Source organism: Alloyangia pacifica (genome assembly GCF_020524285.1).
In the GTDB taxonomy this organism is placed as follows: domain Bacteria; phylum Pseudomonadota; class Alphaproteobacteria; order Rhodobacterales; family Rhodobacteraceae; genus Salipiger; species Salipiger pacificus_B.
The window spans coordinates 210,152-224,605 of record NZ_JAIVKX010000007.1; the positions used below are offsets into that span (position 1 = coordinate 210,152).

Annotated in this window: 14 protein-coding genes; 8 read left to right on the top strand and 6 right to left on the bottom strand. The window is 68.5% G+C overall.

Annotated features, from left to right (window positions below; all coding sequences use genetic code 11):
• The first annotated feature begins 21 nt into the window (after positions 1-21).
• The 3 genes from LC039_RS11095 to LC039_RS11105 all read left to right on the top strand — a co-directional run bounded on the left by LC039_RS11095 (position 22) and on the right by LC039_RS11105 (position 2,179).
• Positions 22-798 (top strand): DUF6478 family protein, encoded by a 777-nt coding sequence (locus LC039_RS11095; RefSeq protein ID WP_226624117.1) that lies wholly within the window; start codon positions 22-24, stop codon positions 796-798.
• A 13-nt stretch (positions 799-811) separates the two neighbouring features.
• Positions 812-1,198, top strand: coding sequence for a hypothetical protein (locus LC039_RS11100; RefSeq protein ID WP_226624119.1), 387 nt, complete (start codon positions 812-814; stop codon positions 1,196-1,198).
• Positions 1,199-1,264: 66 nt separating this feature from the next.
• Complete coding sequence (locus LC039_RS11105) at positions 1,265-2,179, top strand: DMT family transporter (protein ID WP_226624121.1); 915 nt, start codon at positions 1,265-1,267, stop codon at positions 2,177-2,179.
• Between the two features lie 16 nt (positions 2,180-2,195).
• On the opposite strand, the gene LC039_RS11110 is transcribed toward LC039_RS11105, so the two are convergent.
• The 5 genes from LC039_RS11110 to LC039_RS11135 all read right to left on the bottom strand — a co-directional run bounded on the left by LC039_RS11110 (position 2,196) and on the right by LC039_RS11135 (position 5,999).
• Positions 2,196-2,828 (bottom strand): GntR family transcriptional regulator, encoded by a 633-nt coding sequence (locus tag LC039_RS11110; protein WP_226624122.1) that lies wholly within the window; start codon positions 2,826-2,828, stop codon positions 2,196-2,198.
• Positions 2,829-2,934: 106 nt separating this feature from the next.
• Positions 2,935-4,047, bottom strand: a complete 1,113-nt coding sequence (gene modC, locus LC039_RS11115; protein WP_226624124.1) for a molybdenum ABC transporter ATP-binding protein — start codon at positions 4,045-4,047, stop codon at positions 2,935-2,937.
• The gene (modB, locus tag LC039_RS11120; protein ID WP_264179513.1) at positions 4,044-4,736 is read right to left on the bottom strand and encodes a molybdate ABC transporter permease subunit; all 693 of its coding nucleotides are present in this window, start codon (positions 4,734-4,736) and stop codon (positions 4,044-4,046) included. The genes modC and modB overlap by 4 nt, the downstream gene beginning before the upstream one ends.
• Positions 4,737-4,739: 3 nt before the next feature.
• Positions 4,740-5,528 (bottom strand): molybdate ABC transporter substrate-binding protein, encoded by a 789-nt coding sequence (modA, locus tag LC039_RS11130; protein WP_226624127.1) that lies wholly within the window; start codon positions 5,526-5,528, stop codon positions 4,740-4,742.
• A gap of 69 nt (positions 5,529-5,597) precedes the next feature.
• A complete protein-coding gene (locus LC039_RS11135; protein WP_226624129.1) occupies positions 5,598-5,999 on the bottom strand; it encodes a winged helix-turn-helix domain-containing protein in 402 nt (133 codons plus the stop codon).
• A 207-nt stretch (positions 6,000-6,206) separates the two neighbouring features.
• Between LC039_RS11135 and LC039_RS11140 the strand changes: the two genes are divergently transcribed.
• From LC039_RS11140 to LC039_RS11160, 5 genes are all read left to right on the top strand, one after another.
• Positions 6,207-7,337: an ABC transporter substrate-binding protein gene (locus tag LC039_RS11140; protein ID WP_226624131.1), complete on the top strand. Its 1,131-nt coding sequence runs from the start codon at positions 6,207-6,209 to the stop codon at positions 7,335-7,337.
• Positions 7,338-7,448: 111 nt separating this feature from the next.
• Entirely contained in the window at positions 7,449-8,369 is a 921-nt protein-coding gene (locus LC039_RS11145) for a branched-chain amino acid ABC transporter permease (protein WP_226624133.1), read from the top strand.
• Positions 8,366-9,349, top strand: coding sequence for a branched-chain amino acid ABC transporter permease (locus LC039_RS11150; protein WP_226624135.1), 984 nt, complete (start codon positions 8,366-8,368; stop codon positions 9,347-9,349). The genes LC039_RS11145 and LC039_RS11150 overlap by 4 nt, the downstream gene beginning before the upstream one ends.
• Positions 9,342-10,091 carry an ABC transporter ATP-binding protein gene (locus tag LC039_RS11155; protein ID WP_226624137.1) on the top strand — a complete coding sequence of 250 codons (750 nt, stop codon included), beginning with the start codon at positions 9,342-9,344 and terminating at the stop codon, positions 10,089-10,091. The genes LC039_RS11150 and LC039_RS11155 overlap by 8 nt, the downstream gene beginning before the upstream one ends.
• A complete protein-coding gene (locus LC039_RS11160) occupies positions 10,088-10,774 on the top strand; it encodes an ABC transporter ATP-binding protein (RefSeq protein WP_226624145.1) in 687 nt (228 codons plus the stop codon). Before LC039_RS11155 ends, LC039_RS11160 begins: the two co-directional genes overlap by 4 nt.
• A 236-nt stretch (positions 10,775-11,010) precedes the next feature.
• Here LC039_RS11160 and carB read toward each other — a convergent pair whose 3' ends face one another.
• A complete protein-coding gene (gene carB / locus LC039_RS11165) occupies positions 11,011-14,358 on the bottom strand; it encodes a carbamoyl-phosphate synthase large subunit (RefSeq protein WP_226624147.1) in 3,348 nt (1,115 codons plus the stop codon).
• Positions 14,359-14,454: the final 96 nt, after the last annotated feature.

Below are 14,454 nucleotides of genomic sequence, written 5' to 3' on the forward strand. Positions count from 1 at the left end.
TGGCGAAGGGCCGGGTAACGCATGGCAAGGCAATGGGGCGGCAGGTGGGTGCAGCAGGCGCTGCAGGCGGCATCGCTGCGGCGCTGGTCGCGGCAGGCGGGCGCGGCGCCGGACATGCCGCTGGCCGAATTGCGCACCCAGCGCAGCGCGGCCCGGCGGCTGCGGGCACGGCTCGATGACCTGCTGCAGGTGGCCGAGGAGCGGCTGGCGCTGCCCCTTGTCGGCAACCAGGCCTTTCCGCGCCCCGCCGATGCCGACTGGGCCTGGCGCCCCGAACTCTGGCGCGGGCCGCTGCCGAAGCCCGGCATCGCCTCGGTGCCCAACAAGTCGAAACTCGGGGCCGAGGCGACGCTGTTCCACGACTGCCCGCGCTCGGAGATCACCCTGCGCCAGATCCGCAACCTGCGCGAAGCCGACCTCGCCCCCTACGGGTTGCGGCTCGACGTCTTCCGCTTCAGCGGCTCCTACCTGTCGCTGGCGGTCGATCTTCCGGCCGAGGCCTGCGCGGGGCTCGGCCGCCGCCACCTGATCCGGGCCGAGACCATCGTCGAGATGGAAAAGCCGCTGGAGATCTTCGCCCGGCTCAATATCCGCCACGGGCCGAACACCGAGCAGATCGTGCGCGAGCTGCCGCTGAACGCCGAGGAGATCAGCGTCGAGTTCGACCTCGCCTATACGCGGCTCAACGAGAAGCGGATCGACGGCATGTGGCTCGACCTGATCTTCGAGGGCCCCGAAATGAACGAGGTGATCCTGCGGGACCTGACCTTCAGCCGCCGCCCGCGGGCGGAGCTCTGAGCCGGAGAGACCGATGAGCGAGTATACCCTGACCAAGACCCGCTTCCGCGAAGGCGTTTGGCATGGGCTGCTGTCCGGCCCTGCCGGCAGCCAGCCCGAGATCACCGTGATGCTCGACGACAGGCCGGTGCGCGGCGTCACCCTTGCCGATATGGGCACGCCCGGGCAATGGGCGCTGGAGGTGCCGGTGCCGATCGAGGCGGTGGGGGACGGGGTGCAGACCTTCCTGATCTCCGAGGCGGCGGGCGGCACGCTGCTGGAGAGCTTCACGCTGATCGCGGGCGAGGCCATGGGCGAGGACATCCGGGCCGAGATGGCGCTGCTGCGCGCCGAACTCGACATGCTCAAGCGCGCCTTCCGTCGCCATTGCCTGGAAACCGAGGGCCCCGCCGAAGGTTGACCTTGCCGCGGCCAAGCGCCAGTGTGTGCGGGATTTTTCTTTTTCGGCGCATCGCCCGGAGCCTTCATGTCCCCCTTGCGCGGCATTGCGCTGAAACTCACCTCCGTGGTGCTCTTTGTCATCATGTCCGCCATCGTGAAATCGGTCTCCGACGAGGTGCCGACCGGCGAAACCGTGTTCTTCCGCTCCTTCTTCGCGCTGCCGGTCATCATTGCGTGGCTGATGGTGCGCGGCGACATGAAAGCCGGGCTTTACGTGGCCAGCCCGACGGCGCATTTCCTGCGCGGCATCGTCGGCAGCGGGGCGATGGCGCTCAACTTCGCGGCCCTGGGGCTGCTGCCGTTGCCCGAGGTGACCGCGCTGAGCTATGCCGCGCCGCCGCTGACGGTGATCTTCGCCGCGCTGCTGCTGGGCGAGACGGTGCGCCTCTTCCGGATCTCCGCGGTGTGCACCGGGCTGCTCGGGGTGCTGGTGATCATGGTGCCGTTGCTGACAGTCTCCGAGGTCAGCACGGCGGTGCTCTGGGGCATCGGCTGCGTGATGGGCTCGGCGGTGCTGCGGGCGCTGGTGCAGATCCACATCCGCCGCATGGTGCAGACCGAGCAGACCTCGGCCATCGTCTTCTATTTCTCTCTGACGACGACGCTGCTGTCGCTGCTGACCGTGCCCTTCGGCTGGGTGATGCCGGAGCCGGGCACGCTGGCGCTGCTGATCGGAACCGGGCTGATCGGCGGCGTGGCGCAGATCTGCCTGACCTCGGCGTACAAGGGCGCCGAAGCCGCGCTGCTGGCGCCCTTCGACTATGCCTCGATCCTCTTTGCGATCTTCATCGGCTACGTGGTCTTTGCCGAGGTGCCGACGCTGCTCATGCTGCTCGGCTCGGCCATCGTCGTCGCCTCGGGCATCGCCATCATCCTGCGCGAGCGGGCGCTGGGACTGAAGCGGCACAGGGCGCGCCCGGGGATGACGCCGCAGGGCTGATCCCGCTCGGCCCGGATCAGTCGCGAAACCGTTCGGGGTGGGCGCGCCGGTACTCCGGCAGCCGCCGAAGGACGCTGCTGACGTGATATCGAATGGCCGCTGCCGCGCCCTCGACATCGCGCATGGCAATCCGGTCGACGAGCGCCGTGTGCTGGCTGATCATCTCCTCGGGGGTCTGGCTTTCGTCGACGGTGAAGCGCACCCGGTCGATGCAGAGCTTCCAGATCTCGAGGCAGGGCCAGATGCTGTCGACACCGGCCTGGGCGGCCAGCGTGCGATGAAACCGGTTGTCGAGGCGCAGCAGGTCGCGCGGCCCGCGCATGCCCACGAGCTTTTGCCGCAGGATCTGCTCGCGCAGTTCGTTGAGAAAGCCGGTGTCCGCCTCTTCGGTCACCCGGCGGATGATCTCGACCTCTGCCTGCTCGCGGAGGAAGACGGCATCGCGCAGCCGCTGTTCCGAGATCGGCAGCACGATCGCCCGATCGCGATCGCCGCGCTCGACCAGCCCTTCCTCGGCCAGCAGAAGCACGGCACGGGCGACGGTTTCAGGGGAGCTTCCGCGATCCTCAGCGACACCGGAGACCCGGATCTGCGTACCGATCGGGATGCGATTCCGCGCGATCGCGTCGCGCAGGTATCTGAAAATCATGGTCTCCGGCGGCTGGTCGACTCCCGTTTCCGCCGAAGGCGCAACCCGGCACACCATCGCAACACACTCAAAACTCACCCACGAAAAACGTAGGGAATTATCTCGATCATCGCAATCCCGGAGTTTCATTCCTGCCGGGGCCGCCGATGTCCTCCGGGGCGACGGCCACGGATTTCATCACCGCGTGGCAGATCGCCCCGGGCGCCAGCTCCAGCGCCGCGGCGGAACGGCGGGTGATCCGCGCCAGCACCCGGCCCGCGGGCGTGTCCAGAGAGACCAGCATGCCGGGGCCGTCCCCGGCACGGATTTCCTGCACCTGTCCGGCGATGATGTTCAGCGCCGAGAGACCCTCGGGGCGCTGCCGCGACAGGATCACCTCATGCGCGGCGATGCGGACCCGGACCTGCGTGCCCGGGGCGGCATTGAGGCGTGGGATGAACAGCGGCGTGCCGCCGGCATCGAGCTCGGTCAGCCCGTCGTCATGCTGCCGAACCACCTGCGCGCTCAGCACCGCGCCCGCGGCCCGCGCGCCGAGCGGGGTGACGGCCGGATCGGCCAGCACCTCGGCCGCCGGACCCTGCCGCGTCACGCGCCCGTTCTCCAGCGCGACGACGGTGGTGGCGAGCCGCGCGACCTCGGCGGCGGAGTGGCTGACGAAGAGGATGGGCACCTCGGCCTCGTCGCGCAGCCGCTCGAAGTAGGGCAGGATCTCGGATTTGCGTGCCTCGTCGAGCGCCGCCAGCGGCTCGTCCGCCAGGAGCATGCGTGGCGAGGACAGCAGCGCCCTCCCGATGGCGACACGCTGTTTCTCGCCGCCCGAGAGCGCCCCGGGGCGGCGCTCGAGCAGGGCGCCGATGCCCAGCATCTCGACCACGCGCCCGGCCTCGGCGTGTGTGGGGCGCCGTGGCGAGAACCTGGCGCCGTAGTGCAGGTTCTGCCGCACCGACAGGTGAGGGAACAGGCGCCCCTCCTGGAAGATGTAGCCGATGCGCCGCCGGTGCGGCGGCAGCCAGTGGCGGCGCCCGGTGTCGAAGAGCACGAGATCGTCCACTGCAACCCGCCCGGCATCGGGGCGGAGCAGCCCGGCGACGGCATTGACGATGGTGGTCTTGCCCGAGCCCGAGCGACCGAAGAGCACGGTGATCCCCGCCGGCGCCTCGAAACAGGCGTCGAGGTCGAAGCTGCCGAACCGGTGCTGGAGCGAGACCGACAGCGTCATGTGCCCGCCACCCGTTTCTGGGCCCGCCGCGCCAGCCATTCGGACAGCAGCAGCGCCGACATGGCCACGGCGACCGAGACCGCCACCAGCCGCAGCGCCGCGCTTTCGCCGCCGGGCACCTGCAGGAAGGCGTAGATCGCCGAGGGCAGGGTCTGGGTCTGGCCGGGGATGTTCGACACGAAGGTGATGGTGGCGCCGAACTCGCCCATGGCCTTGGCAAAGCCGAGCACCGCCCCGGCGATGATCCCGGGCAGGATCAGCGGCAAGGTGACGGTCACGAACACCCAAGGACGCGAGGCGCCGAGCGTGGCGGCGGCCTGTTCCAGCTTCGGATCGACCGCTTCGAGCGACAGCCGGATCGCCCGCACGACCAGCGGAAAGGCCATGACCCCCGCGGCCAGCGCGGCGCCGGTCCAGCGGAAGGCGAAGACCAGGCCGATCTCCTGCAGCATCGCACCGACGGGACCGCGGGTGCCGAAGGTCAGCAGCAGCAGGTAGCCGGTGACCACCGGCGGCAGAATCAGCGGCAGGTGCACCAGCCCGTTGAGCAGCTGCTTGCCGGGAAAGCGCCAGCGCGCCAGCGCATAGGCCGCGAGCAGTGCCGGGGGCAGACCGGCCAGCGTGGCCCAGAAGGACACCCGCAGCGAAAGCCGCACGGCCTGCCATTCTTCCGGGCCCAGCCACTCCATGCCTCAGCCGCCCGTGCCGGTCTGGGTCACGATCCCGAAGCCCTGCCGTTCGAAGGCGGCGCGGGCCTCGGGGCCGTGCAGGTAGTCGAGAAAGGCCGCCTCGGCCTCGGTGTCGCGCCCGGCAAGATCGGCGACGGGGTAGACGATCGGCGGGTGGCTGTCCTCGGGGAAGGTCCCGATCACGCTGACGTCGTCATCGGCGGCGGCGTCGGTGGCGTAGACGATGCCGAGCGGAGCCTCGCCGGCCGAGACCAGCGCCAGCGCGGCGCGGACGTTGTCCGCCTGCGCCACCTGCGGCAGCGCGCTGTCCCAGAGGCCGAGGTTCTCCAGCGCCGCCTTGCCGTAGATGCCCGCGGGCACCGCGTCGACCAGCGCCATCGCCAGGCGCCCGCCGTCGAGCAAAGCGGGCAGGTCCATCTCCGGGGTGATCTCGACCGGCGCGGCGTCCTTGCCGTGCGCAATCAGCACGATCGCGTTGCGCAGAAGGTCGCTGCGGCCGTCGGGCTCGAGCAGCCCGTCCGCTTCCAGCGCGTCCATCCAGCTTTCGTTGGCCGAGATGAAGATGTCGGCGGGCGCGCCTTGCTGGATCTGCCGCGCCAGCGCCGAGGAACCGGCGAGCGAGACCGTGACCGCGTGCCCGCTCTGCGCCTCGAAGGCCGGGGCGATCTCGTCCATCGCGTTCTTCAGGCTGGCGGCGGCAAAGACCACGACCTCCTCGGCCTGCGCGGCAAGCGGGAGGGTGCTGAGCAGCGCGGCAGGAAGCGCGGGGCGGAGGAGGGCGGCAAATCGCATGTGGGGAGGTCCCTGAATCCGGATATGTATGGCTGAACATATCGCAACAAGGGGCTGACGGGGCAAGCGTTATTTCCCTTCGGGAATATCGGCAGCGGCGGGGGTGGTGGTTTCGCGCAGCATCCCCTGCAAGGTCTCGATCCGGTCGGCCCCGGCTTCGGCGATGATCTCCTCGAGCGCCCGGTAGTTGGCCAGCACCTCCTCGCCCAGTTCCGTGAGATGGGCACCGCCGCCCCTGGCGCCGCCGCGGCTGCTGTCGACCAGCGGCCCGCGAAAGGTGCTGTTCATCTCTTCCACGAGGCTCCAGGCGCGCTTGTAGCTCATCGACATGGCGCGGCCCGCGGCGGCGATCGAGCCGGTCTCGCGGATATGTTCGAGCAGGTCTGCCTTGCCCGGGCCGAGCATGGCATCGGTGCCGAAGAGGATGCGCAGCCGCAGCCGCGGCGCGCTGTCTGAAGGTGTCTGGCTCATGCGCAAGTCATCCCGCATTGCCCGCGGCCTGGCAAGCGCGCGTGGGGGCGGCCCACGGAGCTGCGGCGCCGGGACGGGCGAAATGGCAACGCCGCTCCGCGGCGGGCTTTTCCTGCATTGTCTTTCCCCGACGTCTGTCCAAAACTGGCCGCAATCAAACGCCGCGGCCCGGAAGAGGCCGCCCGAAGGGACAACAGGGAGATTTCCATGCTCAAACAGCTTCTCGCCTCCGCGGCGCTTGTCGCCTGCGCGACGGCCGCCTCGGCCGAGGTCAAGGTCGGTCTCATCACCACGCTGTCGGGCGGCGGTGCCGGGCTCGGCATCGACACCCGCGACGGCTTCATGCTGGCCATCGACGAGGCCGGGCGCGACGATCTCGAGGTGGTGGTCGAGGACGACCAGCAGAAGCCCGACGTCGCGGTGCAGATCGCCGACCGCATGATCCAGTCCGACAAGGTCGACCTGCTGACCGGCATCGTCTGGTCGAACCTCGCGATGGCGGTGGTGCCCTCGGCGACCGCGCAGGGGCTGTTCTACCTGTCGACCAATGCCGCGCCGGCGCAGCTGGCGGGGCGGGGCTGCAACGCCAACTACTTCTCGGTCTCCTATCAGAACGACAACCTGCACGAGGCGGCGGGCGCCTATGCCACCAGCGCCGACTTCAAGAACACCTTCATCCTCGCGCCGAACTACCCGGCCGGGAAGGACTCGCTGAACGGCTTCAAGCGCTTCTACGAGGGCGAGCTGGCCGGCGAGATCTACACCAAGCTCGGCCAGACCGATTACGCCGCCGAGATCGCGCAGATCCGCGCCTCGGGCGCCGACAGCGTGTTCTTCTTCCTGCCCGGCGGCATGGGGATCTCCTTCCTCAAGCAATATGCCGACAGCGGTGTGGACCTGCCGCTGGTCGGCCCGGCCTTCTCGTTTGACCAGAACATTCTGCAGGCCGTGGGCGATGCGGCGCTCGGCGTGAAGAACACCTCGTCGTGGAACAAGGACCTCGAGAACGAGAGCAATGCGCATTTCGTCGAGGCCTATCTCGCCAAGTACGACCGGCTGCCGTCGCTCTACGCGGCGCAGGGCTATGACACCGCGCTGCTGCTGCTCTCGGCGCTCGAGAAGGCCGAGATCACCGACAAGGACGCCTTCCGCGCGGCGCTGAAAGAGGCCGACTTCGCCTCGGTCCGCGGCGCGTTCGAGTTCTCGCCGAGCCATCACCCGATCCAGGACATCTACGTCCGCGAGGTGATCAAGGAGGGCGACATCCTCACCAACAAGATCGTCGGCACGGCGATCGAGGATCGCGGCCACGCCTACGAGGACGAGTGCAAGATGTGACCCTGCAGGGCGCGGCCCCTCGGAGCGATCCGGGGCTGGCCGCGTCCGACCCCGGCGCATGGGCCGGGCGCGCGGGCCGAGGCCCGCGGCTGACCTGAGACGGACCAAAGAATGACCCCCATCCTCATCGCCGAGCAGGTGCTGAACGGGCTGCAATCCGGCGTCATGCTGTTTCTCATGGCCGCCGGGCTGACGCTGATCTTCGGCGTCATGGGGTTGATCAACCTCGCCCATGGCTCGCTTTACATGGTCGGCGCCTTTGCGGCCGCCGCCACCGCCGCCGTCACCGGTTCGTTCGTGCTGGCGCTGGTGGCCGCACTGGCCGCCGCCGCTGCTGCGGGCGCGCTGGTCGAGCGGCTGGTGATCCGGCGGCTCTATGACCGCGACCACCTTGATCAGGTGTTGGCCACCTTCGCGCTGATCCTGATCTTCTCGGAAGGCACGCGCTGGATCTTCGGCTCCTTCCCGCTCTACCTCGACATCCCCGAGGCGCTCTCGGGGCCGGTCACCCTGCCGGGGGGCATCCAGTATCCGCTTTACCGGCTGTTCATCATCGGTATGGGCCTCGTGGTGGCCGCGCTGCTGTTCTGGCTGATCGCCCGCACGCGGCTCGGCATCCGCATCCGCGCCGGTGAGAACGACCGCGAGATGATCGCCGCGCTCGGCGTCGACATCGCCCGGCTCTACACGCTGGTCTTCGCGCTCGGCGCGGCGCTGGCCGGGCTGGCTGGCGCGCTGGTGGGGGCGATCCAGTCGGTGCAGGTGGGCATGGGCGAGCCGGTGCTGATCCTTGCCTTCGTGGTGATCGTGATCGGCGGCATCGGCTCGATCGAGGGGGCGCTGGTCGGCGCGATCCTCGTGGGGCTGACCGACACGCTGGGCGGGATCTTCCTGCCGCAAATCTTCGGGCTCTTCATGGAGCCCGCCGCCGCCACGCAGACCGGGGCGGCGCTGGCCTCCATGGCGATCTACGTGCTGATGGCGGCGGTGCTGGCCTGGAAACCCACCGGCCTCTTCGGAGCGAAATCATGAGCCGCGAACGCATTCTCGGCGCGGTGGTGCTGCTGGCGCTCGGCCTTGTGCCGCTGGCGGCGCATGTCATGGGCGAGCCCTTCACCATCACGCTGGCGACCCGCGCCGCGATTCTCGCGCTGGCCGCGGTGGGACTGAACATCGCGCTGGGGATCGGCGGGCTGGTGAGCCTCGGCCACGCCACTTTCTTCGGCATCGGCGGCTACGCCATGGGCATTCTCGCCAGCCACGTGCAGAACTACGAGCCAATGTTCGAATGGCCGTTCCTGTTCGAGGGCTCCACCTCGATGCCCTTCATCTGGCTGGTAGCGGTGCTGGTCTCGGCCTTGGCGGCACTGCTGATCGGGCTCCTGGCTCTGCGCACCTCGGGCGTCTACTTCATCATGATCACGCTCGCCTTCGGGCAGATGTTCTACTTCTTCTCGATCTCGTGGAGCGCCTATGGCGGCGAGGACGGGCTGTCGATCTACGTGCGCAATGGCTTTCCGGGGCTGAACACGCTCGATCCGATCCAGTTCTTCGGCCTGTGCTACGCGGTGCTCTGCCTGGTGCTCCTGGGCGCGCACCTGCTGGCGCGCAGTCCCTTCGGCCTCGCACTCGGCGCTGCGCGTCAGAGCCCGGACCGGGTGCAGGCGGTGGGGCTGGATCCCAAGCGGCTGCGGCTGGTGGGCTTCGTCATCTCCGGCGCGATCACCGGTCTGGCGGGCGCGCTCTTTGCCGATCTGAACCGCTTCGTCAGCCCGACCATGTTCAGCTGGCAGACCAGCGGAGAGATCATGGTCTTCATCATCCTCGGCGGCGTCGGGCGGCTGTTCGGCCCGGTGGTCGGGGCGGCGGTCTTCGTGATGCTCGAGCATTTCCTCGGCGATATGTCGGAGTTCTGGCACATCTGGCTGGGGCTCCTGCTGCTCGCCGTGGTGCTCTTCGCGCGCGGCGGCCTCGTCGGGCTGATCGCGGGACGGGAGAAGGCGCATGACTGAGCCTGTTCTAGAAACCCGCGGGCTGGTGAAGAGCTTCGGCGCGCTGCGCGCCTCGGACGGCATCACGCTCGATCTGCGTCCCGGCGAGATCCACGCGGTGATCGGCCCCAACGGCGCCGGAAAGTCGACGATGATCAAGCAGCTCTCGGGCAATATCGCGCCCGACGAGGGGACGGTGCATTTTCTCGGGCGGGACGTCACCGGGCTCAGCACCATGGCCCGCGCCCGCGCGGGGCTGGCGCGCACCTTCCAGGTCTCGGCGCTGGCGATGGAGGACACGGTGCTGCAGAACGCGGTGCTGGGCGCGCTGGGGGCGAGCAGCTCGCCCTACCGCTTCTTCCGTCCGGCATTGAAACGGGCGGAGCTGCGCGACCGGGCGATGGCCGCGCTCGAGCGTATGGGATTGGCGGATCACGCCGCCACGGTGGTCAGCGAGCTGAGCCACGGCCAGCGCCGCCAACTCGAGGTGGCGGTGGCGCTCACCCTGCAGCCGAAAGCCTTCCTGATGGACGAGCCGATGGCGGGTCTCGGCGGCGAGGGCTCGCAGCATCTCACGGGCATCCTCGACCGGCTGCGCGCCGAGGCGCCGATCCTGCTCATCGAGCATGACATGGACGCGGTCTTCGCGCTGGCCGACCGCATCTCGGTGCTGGTCTACGGGCGCATCATCGCCACCGGCACGGTGGAGGAGATCCGGCGCAGCCCGGAGGTGCGCGACGCTTATCTCGGAGATGCGTCATGAGCCTTCTGGAACTGCACGATCTGACCGCCTCCTACGGCGCATCGCAGGCGCTCTTCGGCGTGTCGCTGGAGATCGAGGAGGGCGAGGTGCTGGCGCTCATGGGGCGCAACGGCATGGGCAAGAGCACCACGGTGCGTTGCCTCTGCGGGATGATGGCCGCCGGCGGTGTCCGGCGCTTTGCCGGGCAGGACATCGGCAAGCTGCCCTCGCACAGGGTGGCGCGGCTGGGGGTCGGCCTGGTGCCCGAGGGCCGGCGCTGCTTCCGGGACCTCACGGTGACCGAGAACCTCATCGCCGCGGCACGTCCCGGCGCATGGGATCAGGCAAAGGTCGAGGCGCTCTTCCCCCGCCTCGCCGAACGGCGCGGCCAGGTCGCGGGGACGCTGTCGGGGGGCGAGCAGCAGATGCTGGCGATCGGCCGGGCGCTGATGACCAACCCGCGGCTGCTGGTGCTGGACGAGGCCACCGAGGGGCTCGCGCCGCTGGTGCGGCAGGAGATCTGGGACGCGCTGGGGCTGCTCAAACGCGAGAGCGGACTGTCGATCCTGGTGGTGGACAAGGCGCTTGCGGAGCTGGCGCAGGTGGCCGACCGCGCGGTGATCCTCGAGCGCGGACGCTCGGTCTGGGACGGGGTGTTCGCCGAGGTGAAAGGCGAGGTCGCGGAGCGCTACCTGGGGGTGTGAATCCGCCCGGAATCAAGGCCGAAGGCCGCCGGGCGAGCGCCTGCCCGTCCCGGCGGGCTGGCGCTTTGGCGGCCTTGTGCGTCGCTCTCATTTCGTCCGGAACTGGCTGGGATAAAGCGCCTACCTCCGACGTTGCGGCGCCATCCCACGGGCAGGCGCTCACCCGGCTACCGCAAGTCCAAAGAAAAAGGGGCGGGAAAATTCCCGCCCCTTCTCCTGTCTCTGATCCCGAAGGCTTACGCCTGCAGCGACTTGACCACCAGCTCGCCCTCTTCGCGGGCCTGCATCGCCTGCGCGGCGGCGTGGGCGCCGGCGGCGGTGGTGAAGTAGGGGATCTTGTCGTAGAGCGCGACCGAGCGGATGGCGCTGCTGTCGGAGATCGACGCCGCGCCCTCGGTGGTGTTGAGCACAAGCTGCACGCCGCCATCCTTCAGCAGGTCGACCACGTTGGGACGGCCCTCGTAGACCTTCTTGACCACCTCGCAGGTGATCCCGGCCTCCTCGAGGAACTTCGCGGTGCCGACGGTGGCGAGGATCTTGAAGCCGAGGCCCGACAGGATCTGCGCGCTTTCGATCATCTGCGGGGTCTTGTCCTCGTTGCGGATCGAGATGAACACCGCGCCCTCGTCCGGCAGGTGTGTGCCCGCGCCCATCTGCGCCTTGAGGAAGGCGCGCGGGAAGGAACGATCCCAGCCCATGACTTCGCCGGTCGAACGCATTTCCGGCCCGAGGATCGTGTCGACGCCCGGGAAGCGGGCGAAGGGCAGCACGGCTTCCTTCACCGAGAACCAGGGCATGTTCGGATCGGCCAGGGTCATCGGGTCGGCGAGCGGCAGCGCCGTGTCGTAGTCGGCATTCTCGGGGTAGGGCGCGCGCAGCGGGAAGGCCGAGAGCTTCTCGCCCGCCATGATCCGCGCGGCGATCGAGGCGATCGCGCTGTCGGTGGCCTTGGCGACGAAGGGCACGGTGCGCGAAGCACGCGGGTTCACCTCGATGAGGTAAATCTCCTCGACGCCCTGCTCATTCTTCTTGATCGCGAACTGAACGTTCATCAGGCCTACGACGTTGAGCGCCTTGGCCAGCGCCTCGGTCTGCTGCTTGATCTGCGCGATGATCTCGTCCGAGAGCGAGAAGGGCGGCAGCGAGCAGGCGGAGTCGCCCGAGTGCACGCCGGCTTCCTCGATGTGCTGCATGATGCCCGCCACGTGCACGGCCTCGCCGTCGCAGAGCGCGTCGACGTCAAGCTCGGTCGCACCCGAGAGATAGCTGTCGAGCAGCACCGGGCTGTCGCCCGAAACCACCACGGCCTCGGCGATGTAGCGCTCGAGGTGGGCCATGTCGCGGACGATCTCCATCGCCCGGCCGCCCAGCACGTAGGAGGGGCGGATCACCAGCGGGAAGCCGATCTCGTCGGCGATGGCCAGCGCCTGCCCGTCGGTCGAGGCGATGCCGTTGCGCGGCTGCTTCAGGCCGAGCTGGTTGACCAGCGCCTGGAAGCGCTCGCGGTCCTCGGCGAGGTCGATCGCGTCGGGCGTGGTGCCGAGGATCGGGATGCCCTCTGCCTCGAGCGCGTTTGCCAGCTTCAGCGGGGTCTGGCCACCGAACTGAACGATCACGCCGTGCAGCGAGCCGTTGTCCTGCTCGGCGCGGAGGATTTCCATCACGTGCTCGAAGGTCAGCGGCTCGAAGTACAGGCGGTCCGAGGTGTCGTAGTCGGTCGACACGGTCTCGGGGTTGCAGTTGACCATGATGGTCTCGTAGCCGGCGTTGGTCAGCGCAAAGCAGGCGTGGCAGCAGCAGTAGTCGAACTCGATGCCCTGGCCGATGCGGTTCGGGCCACCGCCGAGGATGACCACCTTCTTGCGGTCGGAGGGGCGCGCCTCGCATTCGACCTCGCCCATCATCGGCATCTCGTAGGTCGAGTACATGTAGGGGGTCTGCGCCTCGAACTCGGCGGCGCAGGTGTCGATGCGCTTGAAGCTGGCGACAACGCCGAGGTCGGTGCGGCGCTTGCGCACGTCCTTCTCGGCAAAGCCGGTGAGCTTGGCGAGGCGGGCGTCGGTGAAGCCCATGATCTTCAGCGCGCGCAGCCCGTCGGCGTCGGTCGGCAGACCTTCCTTGCGGACCTGCTCCTCGGCCTCGACGATCTCGCGGATGCGGGCGAGGAACCACGGGTCGAACATGGTCACGCCGTGGATCTCGTCATCCGAGAGGCCGTGACGCATGGCCTGCGCGATGGTGCGCATGCGGTCCGGGGTCTGCTGGCCGATGGCCTTGATGACCGCCGATTTCTCGGGCGCGCCGGGGATCTCCACTTCGTCGAAGCCAGTGAGCCCGGATTCCATCGACGCGAGTGCCTTCTGCAGCGATTCGTGGATGGTGCGGCCGATGGCCATCGCCTCGCCGACCGACTTCATCGCGGTGGTGAGATAGGGCTCGGAGCCGGGGAACTTCTCGAAGGCGAATTTCGGGATCTTGGTGACGACATAGTCGATGGTCGGCTCGAAGGAGGCCGGGGTCACCTTGGTGATGTCGTTGTCGAGCTCGTCGAGCGTGTAGCCCACGGCCAGCTTCGCGGCGATCTTGGCGATCGGGAAGCCGGTAGCCTTCGACGCCAGCGCCGAGGAGCGCGACACGCGGGGGTTCATCTCGATCACGACCATGCGGCCGTTGTCGGGGTTCACCGCCCATTGCACGTTCGAGCCGCCGGTTTCGACACCGATCTCGCGCAGCACGGCGATCGAGCCGTTGCGCATGATCTGGTATTCCTTGTCGGTCAGCGTCAGCGCCGGGGCCACGGTGATCGAGTCGCCGGTGTGCACGCCCATCGGATCGACGTTCTCGATGGCGCAGACGATGATCGCGTTGTCCGCCTTGTCGCGGACGACCTCCATTTCATACTCTTTCCAGCCCAGCAGCGACTCGTCGACGAGGATCTGGTTCACCGGCGAGGCATCCATGCCGGAGCGGCAGTAATGCATGTAGTCTTCGCGGTTGTAGGCCACGCCACCGCCGGTGCCGCCGAGGGTGAAGGCGGGGCGGATGATCGCCGGCAGGCCGATGTCCTCGAGCGCTTCCAGCGCGATGGCCACACCCGCGTCGAGGTCGGCCTTGCCGTTGGCTTTCTTCGGGGCGGTGACGATGGTGGCGCGCGGGTTCTCGAGGCCGATGCGGTCCATCGCCTCGCGGAACAGGGCGCGGTCCTCGGCCATCTCGATGGCATCGCGCTTGGCACCGATCATCTCGACGCCGAACTTCTCGAGCACGCCCATTTCCTCGAGTTTCAGCGAGGTGTTGAGGCCGGTCTGGCCGCCCATCGTCGGCAGCAGCGCGTCGGGGCGCTCCTTCTCGATGATCTTGGCGACGACCTCGGGGGTGATCGGCTCGATGTAGGTGGCATCGGCGAGCTCGGGGTCGGTCATGATCGTGGCCGGGTTCGAGTTCACCAGGATGACCCGGTAACCTTCTTCGCGGAGCGCCTTGCAGGCCTGGGCACCGGAGTAATCGAATTCGCAGGCTTGCCCGATGATGATGGGCCCCGCTCCGATGATCATGATGGATTTGATATCGGTTCTTTTAGGCATGGGGGCACCTTTATGTCATGTCTGTCGCGGTCGGGCAGGGGGCAGCGCGCGACGGAGTCGCCGCTCCCCGCAAATTGTCGTGCGTTATAGACAGAA

Bases quoted from the DNA above. Each gene is read 5' to 3' on its own strand.
- LC039_RS11095 (WP_226624117.1), top strand. From the start codon at position 22: ATGGCAAGGCAATGGGGCGGCAGGTGGGTGCAGCAGGCGCTGCAGGCG.
- LC039_RS11100 (WP_226624119.1), top strand. From the start codon at position 812: ATGAGCGAGTATACCCTGACCAAGACCCGCTTCCGCGAAGGCGTTTGG.
- LC039_RS11105 (WP_226624121.1), top strand. From the start codon at position 1,265: ATGTCCCCCTTGCGCGGCATTGCGCTGAAACTCACCTCCGTGGTGCTC.
- LC039_RS11110 (WP_226624122.1), bottom strand. From the start codon at position 2,828: ATGATTTTCAGATACCTGCGCGACGCGATCGCGCGGAATCGCATCCCG.
- modC (WP_226624124.1), bottom strand. From the start codon at position 4,047: ATGACGCTGTCGGTCTCGCTCCAGCACCGGTTCGGCAGCTTCGACCTC.
- modB (WP_264179513.1), bottom strand. From the start codon at position 4,736: ATGGAGTGGCTGGGCCCGGAAGAATGGCAGGCCGTGCGGCTTTCGCTG.
- modA (WP_226624127.1), bottom strand. From the start codon at position 5,528: ATGCGATTTGCCGCCCTCCTCCGCCCCGCGCTTCCTGCCGCGCTGCTC.
- LC039_RS11135 (WP_226624129.1), bottom strand. From the start codon at position 5,999: ATGAGCCAGACACCTTCAGACAGCGCGCCGCGGCTGCGGCTGCGCATC.
- LC039_RS11140 (WP_226624131.1), top strand. From the start codon at position 6,207: ATGCTCAAACAGCTTCTCGCCTCCGCGGCGCTTGTCGCCTGCGCGACG.
- LC039_RS11145 (WP_226624133.1), top strand. From the start codon at position 7,449: ATGACCCCCATCCTCATCGCCGAGCAGGTGCTGAACGGGCTGCAATCC.
- LC039_RS11150 (WP_226624135.1), top strand. From the start codon at position 8,366: ATGAGCCGCGAACGCATTCTCGGCGCGGTGGTGCTGCTGGCGCTCGGC.
- LC039_RS11155 (WP_226624137.1), top strand. From the start codon at position 9,342: ATGACTGAGCCTGTTCTAGAAACCCGCGGGCTGGTGAAGAGCTTCGGC.
- LC039_RS11160 (WP_226624145.1), top strand. From the start codon at position 10,088: ATGAGCCTTCTGGAACTGCACGATCTGACCGCCTCCTACGGCGCATCG.
- carB (WP_226624147.1), bottom strand. From the start codon at position 14,358: ATGCCTAAAAGAACCGATATCAAATCCATCATGATCATCGGAGCGGGG.